The 6,947-nt window shown below is 51.0% G+C and carries 7 protein-coding genes; all 7 read left to right on the top strand.

Annotated features, from left to right (window positions below; genetic code table 11):
- Positions 1-1,473 carry a MobQ family relaxase gene (gene mobQ / locus OCV59_RS07270; RefSeq protein ID WP_074104019.1) on the top strand — a complete coding sequence of 491 codons (1,473 nt, stop codon included), beginning with the start codon at positions 1-3 and terminating at the stop codon, positions 1,471-1,473.
- A gap of 47 nt (positions 1,474-1,520) precedes the next feature.
- Positions 1,521-2,261, top strand: coding sequence for a CHC2 zinc finger domain-containing protein (locus tag OCV59_RS07275; protein WP_147593826.1), 741 nt, complete (start codon positions 1,521-1,523; stop codon positions 2,259-2,261).
- Complete coding sequence (locus tag OCV59_RS07280; RefSeq protein WP_147593827.1) at positions 2,146-3,486, top strand: virulence-associated E family protein; 1,341 nt, start codon at positions 2,146-2,148, stop codon at positions 3,484-3,486. The genes OCV59_RS07275 and OCV59_RS07280 overlap by 116 nt, the downstream gene beginning before the upstream one ends.
- Before the next feature lie 270 nt (positions 3,487-3,756).
- Entirely contained in the window at positions 3,757-3,942 is a 186-nt protein-coding gene (locus OCV59_RS07285; RefSeq protein WP_004849804.1) for a hypothetical protein, read from the top strand.
- Positions 3,943-3,980: 38 nt separating this feature from the next.
- Positions 3,981-5,672: a recombinase family protein gene (locus tag OCV59_RS07290; RefSeq protein ID WP_005936058.1), complete on the top strand. Its 1,692-nt coding sequence runs from the start codon at positions 3,981-3,983 to the stop codon at positions 5,670-5,672.
- 102 nt (positions 5,673-5,774) lie between these two features.
- Positions 5,775-6,182: a desulfoferrodoxin family protein gene (locus OCV59_RS07295; RefSeq protein ID WP_147593828.1), complete on the top strand. Its 408-nt coding sequence runs from the start codon at positions 5,775-5,777 to the stop codon at positions 6,180-6,182.
- A 194-nt stretch (positions 6,183-6,376) separates the two neighbouring features.
- On the top strand, positions 6,377-6,793 hold the full coding sequence (locus tag OCV59_RS07300) for a YjdF family protein (protein ID WP_147593829.1): 417 nt from the start codon (positions 6,377-6,379) through the stop codon (positions 6,791-6,793).
- The last annotated feature ends 154 nt before the right edge of the window (positions 6,794-6,947 follow it).

A 6,947-nucleotide genomic window follows, 5' to 3' on the forward strand; every position in this document is an offset into this window, starting at 1 on the left:
ATAGCACTTTATCATTTTTCAATCGCACAGATCAAGCGCAGCGCCGGTCAGAGCGCCATTGCCAGCGCAGCCTATCGAGCCGGGGAGCGTCTTTACAGCAGCTACTATGGAGAAGTCAGCGACTACACCAAAAAGGGCGGCGTGATCGCTTCGGAAATCATGCTGCCGCCCCATGCGCCGGAAATATATCTTGACCGGGCGACCCTCTGGAATGCTGTGGAGAACTGCGAGAAACATCCAAAAGCACAGCTTGCCTATTCCTTTGATATTGCCATGCAGAATGAATTGACGCTGGAAGAAAACATGGAGCTGGCGAGGAAGTTCGTACAGGAGCAGTTTGTGACAAAAGGCATGATTGCCGACCTTGCTTTTCACAGCCCGGAGAAAGAGGACGGCGGCATCCCTAACCCGCATTTTCATGTGATGACAACCATGCGCCCTTTGAACCCGGATGGCACATGGGGACAAAAACAGCGTCGGGAATATCTTCTTGATGAAGATGGAAACCGAATCCGGGATAAAAACGGCGATTATATGTTTAACGCTGTCCATACAACAGACTGGCATGAGCCGGAAACGCTGGAACACTGGCGGGAGCAGTGGGCGGCTGCCGTTAATACAAAATTTGAGGAAAAAGGGCTGGATGTGCGTATCGACCACCGTTCCTATGTGCGGCAGGGGCTTGACCTGATACCTACTGTCCACGAGGGAGCTAATGTCCGGCAGATGGAAGCAAAGGGCATCCGCACCGAGAAAGGGGAACTGAACCGCTGGATTAAAGCCACCAACCGGCTCATGCAGGATGTGAGGAAGAAGATCAAAGCCCTGTTTGTCTGGATGGCAGAGGTAAAAGAAGAACTTTCCAAACCGCAGACACCGAGCCTTGCCGACCTGTTGATCGCTTATTACAACCAGCGCAACGCAGGGGCATGGAGCAATAAAGCCAGAACCGGAAACTTAAAGCAGTTTGCCGAAGCCGTCAATTATCTGACGGAAAACAAGCTGCTCACATTAGAGGATTTGCAGGAGCGTCTTTCCTCTGTCAACGAAGAATTTGAAGCGTTAAGCGACTCCATGAAAAAGAAATCTGCCCGGATAAAGGAATTGCAGGAATTGATACGGGAGGGCGAGAATTACCAGCGGCTAAAACCTGTTCATACGGAATTGAACAATATCAAGTTTAAGAAACAGAGGGAGAAATTTGAAACATCCCACGATGCGGAGTTACGGCTGTTTTATGCCGCCCGCCGTATTTTGAAAGAAAAACTGGACGGAAAACCCATTGCCCTGAAAGCATGGAAACAGGAATACGCACAGTTAAAAACAGAGTATGCCGAACTGTCTCCGCAGCACAAGCCACTCCGGGAGGAAGTCATACGGCTACGGCAGGTGCAGAACGCCGTAGATACCGCACTGCGCCGGAGGGAGCAGCCACAGGCAGTACAGAGAAAGAAACATGAGATGGAGCTATGATATAACCGGCAGCTTTACCGCTACCAGTATTTTTATGGAGGGAGCATTTGAATGTATTTGAAGCGGTGAAACAGTCTGTTACCACCCGGCAGGCTGCTTCATTCTATGGAATCCGGGTGGGGAGAAACGGCATGGTCTGCTGTCCATTCCACAATGACCGCACGCCCAGCATGAAAGTGGACAGCCGCTTTTACTGCTTCGGCTGCGGGGCTTCCGGGGATGTGATCGACTTTGCCGCTTTGCTGCATGGATTGGGGAAACGGGAAGCTGCGGTCAGGCTTGCGGAGGACTTCGGCGTTTCCTATGAGAAATCCGGCAATGCGCCGCCAGATAGGAAGCGTCACAACAGGTCACAGCCCCGACAAAAATCAGCGGAGCAGAGATTTCAGGAAACGGAACGGTATTGTTTCCGGGTGCTATGCGATTATCTGCGCCTGCTGGAGCATTGGAAAACAGCACACGCCCCACAGCCGCAGGATGCCATCTGGCATCCTCTTTTTGTGGAAGCGTTGCAGAGGATAAGCTACACAGAATACCTTTTGGATATTTTGTTATACGGAGAAATAGAAGAAAAAGCGGCATTGATCGCCGCACAGGGAAAGGAGGTGTTGCGGCTTGAACAGCGAATTTCAGAGCTTGCCGCCGGAAACGCAGGAAGCGGTCAAAAGGACGATGGACACAATGGAACCGGCGCAGACACCGGAAGAAATCCGGGAGACATTAGAGGGGACGCAGAAAGGCGGCGTGAAGAACAGCATCCGAAACTGCCTGACGGTGTTCCAGCGTGACCCTCTGTTTCGCGGGGCGCTGCGCCTGAACCTTTTGACGGAGCAGATTGACATTGTGAAGCCGCTGGGCTGGGAGCGCACCAGTACCACGCTGACCGACATGGACATGAACTACCTGCTTTTGTATCTGGAAGAAAATTACGGGCTTACCAGCGAGAAAAAGGTGCAGAGCGCCATCAAGATTGTTGCCAATGAAAACCGCTACCATCCAGTCAGGGATTACCTGAACAGCCTGCAATGGGACGGCACAGAGCGCATCCGTTACGCCCTGCATCACTTTCTGGGAGCCGATACGGACGAATACACCTATGAAGCCTTGAAACTGTTCCTGATGGGAGCCATCCGGCGGGTATTCAGACCGGGGAGCAAGTTTGAGGTCATGCTCTGTCTGGTTGGTGGTCAGGGAGCCGGGAAATCTACCTTTTTCCGGCTGCTGGCAGGCAGGGACGAATGGTTTTCAGACGATTTGAAAAAGCTGGACGATGAAAATGTGTACCGCAAGCTGCAAGGGCATTGGATTATCGAGATGTCGGAGATGATTGCCACAGCCAACGCCAAGAGTATTGAGGAAATCAAGTCATTCTTAAGCCGCCAGAAAGAAACCTACAAAGTGCCGTATGAGACACATCCGGCAGACCGGCTGCGGCAATGTGTATTTGGAGGGACGACCAACCGGCAGGACTTTTTGCCCCGTGACCGCACCGGCAACCGGCGCTTTCTCCCCGTGACGGTGTACCCGGAACGGGCGGAGGTTCACATACTGGACGATGAAGCGGCGGCGAGGGCGTATATCGAACAGATGTGGGCGGAAGCCATGACGGTTTATCGCAGTGGGAAGTATAAGCTGTCATTCAGCATGGAAATGAACCGATACCTGAACGCCCACCAGCAGGACTTTATGCAGGAAGACACACAGGCCGGCATGATCTACGCCTATTTGGAGGACTACACCGGCGACAGGGTATGTTCCAAGCAGCTTTATGAGGAAGCGCTGGGGAACTTAAATTCCCCGGCAGACTGGGAGACACGGGCAATCTGCGAGATTATGAATACCGGCATTGCGGGCGGCATCATACAGGGCTGGGTAGCCTACAAAAGCCCGAAGCGGTATAAGAAATACGGTTCTCAAAAAGGCTGGGAGCGTGTCAACCAAGCTCCGCCGGAGGGGGACGGTTTTCAGGAAATCACGGAAGAAGAAGCCCGGCAAATGGAACTTCCATTCTGAAAAGCCACCGGTTGACAGTTTGGTTGACGCTTTGGTTGACAGCCGGTTGACGGGGAAAAGCCTGATATTTGGGGCATTTCTCTCCTTTGTCAACCATGTCAACCAAGAAATCAAAGAAAAAGTAAAAAGTAATAATAGAGCGCCTATGGATTGTTTTCAAAGTCTTTTCTGCCGGTTGACACGGTTTGGTTGACACGGAGACAGTCTGCGGCTGTACACCTGTCTGACATTCCCTTGTCGGGCATATTTCATTTATGGAGGTAACTGCCTATGGCAAAAAGCAAAAACGAGAGCAATAACAAAAACAGCGGCACCCTGCTTACCGAAAAAGACGGCACCCAGTATTTTGTCATGGGGAAAGTCCGTATCAAGGTATCGGAGCATTTCGCACAGGATGGGAAGCCGCTTGACAGCCTGCTGGAAGATGTGATCCAGCACGCTGCCGCCGCTTCCTGAAAAAATACGGAATAACGACTGTCAATCAGCCCACGCTTATGATATACTTGTACCAGCGAGTATTGTATAAGCGTGGGTTGTTTCTTTTAGAAGGAGGATTTTTAACCGTGAAACAACCATACAATACAACGATTTATAACACTGCACTATATTTGAGATTGAGCCGTGACGATGAATTACAGGGGGAAAGCGGCAGTATCCAGACCCAGCGCATGATGCTTAGACAGTATGCCGCAGAGCATGGGCTGACCGTTGTAGACGAGTACATTGACGACGGATGGAGTGGGACAAATTTCGAGCGTCCAAGTTTCCAAAGGATGATTGATGACATCGAAGACGGGAAAATCAACTGCGTTGTCACAAAGGACTTATCCCGTCTGGGAAGAAACTATATCCTGACCGGTCAGTACACGGAAATCTATTTCCCCAGCAAGGGAGTACGCTACATTGCCATCAATGACAATGTGGACACCATCAACGGAGAAAGCGAGCTTGCACCGTTCTTAAACATCCTGAATGAAATGCACGCCCGACAGACCAGCAAAAAGGTCAAGGCTGCCATGCACACAAGATTTGCCAATGGCGCACACTATGGAGCCTATGCACCGCTGGGCTATGTAAAAGACCCGGACAAAAAAGGTCATCTTCTGATCGACCCGGAAACACGCTGGATTGTAGAGAAGATTTTTGACCTTGCTGTACACGGGCGTGGAGCCGCCAGCATTACACGGATTCTGGTGGAGGAAAAAGTACCTACCCCCGGCTGGCTGAACTATGAAAGATACGGGACTTTCGCCAATATCTACGCCGGTGCGCCCGCAGAAAAAGCCTATGCGTGGACGATAGCACAGGTCAAGAGCATTTTGAAAGAGGAAACCTACATCGGTCACAGCATTCACAACAAGCAGAGCAACATTTCATTCAAGAACAAGAAAAAGGTGCGGAAGCCGCAGGAAGAATGGTATCGTGTGGAAAATACCCACGAAGCCATCATTTCTGAAGAAGTGTTCCAAAAAGTTCAGGAGCTGATTGCAAGCAGACGCAGGAAACGCAGAAACGGTACGACACAGATTTTCGCAGGATTGATAAAATGTGCAGACTGCGGATGGTCTTTAGCCTATGGGGAAAACAAGCAGAATAAGAACCCATACGGGTACTACCATTGCAGCAAGAACGGGCAGGGATTACGCCAGTGTTCCATGCACTATATCCGCTATGATGTACTGTATGCCTATGTGCTTGCAAGACTGCAATACTGGTCTATGCTGGCACAGAAAGACGAGGACAAGCTGCTGAAACGCCTGCTCAATGCCAGCGACAGGGAAAGAAACTCTGCGAAGAAAAAGCAGGCTGCGGAGCTGAAAAAGGCAGAGAAGCGTAAAGCCGAGGTTGACGGGCTGTTTGCTAAAATGTATGAGGACTGGTCTGCCGGACGCATAACCGAGTATAACTTCAATATGCTGTCCGAGAAGTACCAGAACGAGCAAAAGGAGCTTGAAACAAAAATAAGACAGCTTCACGAAACGATGGAAGCCGCCGTACAGACCGCAGCGGATGCTGAAAAGTGGATTGCCCTGATGAAACAGTATGTCAACCCTGTGGAGCTGACCGCCGAACTTCTGAACACTCTAATTGAAAAAATAACCGTCCACGAAGCTGTCAAGGGCGAGGACGGAAGCCGTGAGCAGGAAGTAGAAATCTACTACCGCTTCATCGGCAAAATCGACTGACCTTTCTTTTTTACCCAACAATATCTTTAATTAAGGGAGACGGGCAGAGGATATCCGGACATAACCCTGATAGAACCGATAGCGCAGGCGCTGGGGATTTCCATGATAGAACTGCTGTCAGGCAGCAATATCGTGAATGAAAACCGCAATGCCAATATGCTGAGGACGAAATGGTATGTATGTCCGGTCTGCGGCAATGTGGTGAATGCCACGGGCGAAGCTGTGATAAGCTGCTGCGGTATCACGCTGCCGGCATTCGATATGGTCGAGGCGGATGCGGATCATCCGGTGAGCATAGAGCGGGTGGAGGACGAGTATTACGTGACGATAGATCATGAGATGACCAAGACGCACTATATATCGTTCATCGCTGCGCTGTCCGGCCAGGAGAACCATATCGTGAAGCTGTATCCGGAAGGGCCGGCAGAGGCGAGATTCAAGACGCGTCTGGTAAGGAAGATAATTTTTTACTGCAATCATCACGGCCTGTTCGAGGTCAGGGTAAAGTGACAGAAGCATGTATGCTTTTGGATAAATCAAAACGACAGAGATAAAAACGCAACGTGCGCCGCGACGGCGTGCCAGAGCCGGTAGGTAGCCCGGCCGTCCTGCGGATCGCAAGGAAGAGGAGATCGCAGGGTAAGTAACCTGCCCCTCCGGGTTGTCCGTTCTTTGTCCATTTCGATCAGTGAGGAGGGATAGTTATGGGCGATGTAAATGGCAGACTTACGGTGTATTTTGAGGATCCGTTCTGGGCAGGAGTGTTCGAACGTGTCTCGGAAGGAAAGCTTTCGGCGGCGAAGGTGACGTTCGGAGCGGAGCCGAGAGAGCAGGATGTATACGGATTCATCCTGGATCACTACTATGATCTGCAGTTCAGCCCGGCTGTAGCGGCAGCAGTGAAAAAGCCTGCGAAGAATCCGAAGCGGATACAGAGAGAAGTCAGTAAACAGCTTCGGGAAACCGGAATAGGTACGAAATCGCAGCAGGCCCTTAAACTGCAGCACGAGCAGAACAAACAGATGCGCAAGGCAAAGAGCCGCGATAAAAAGCGAGCAGAAGCCGAGCACAGGTTTGAACTGCGGCAGCAGAAGAAAAAGGCAAAGCACAGGGGACACTGACCCTCTGTGCGCTGATACGGAAAAAGTCTGGCCTTGTAAAGGTGCAGGCTTTTTCTGCGTGTGTGCCAGGCATGGCATAAGTCTTACGGGTGAAAGTCCCGTCACGGGTATTTACCGCCAAGTGTAGCGAACCACAAGCCGAAGACAACAATGT

It is taken from the genome of Brotomerdimonas butyrica (genome assembly GCF_025567305.1).
In the GTDB taxonomy this organism is placed as follows: domain Bacteria; phylum Bacillota; class Clostridia; order Peptostreptococcales; family Anaerovoracaceae; genus Lentihominibacter; species Lentihominibacter butyricus.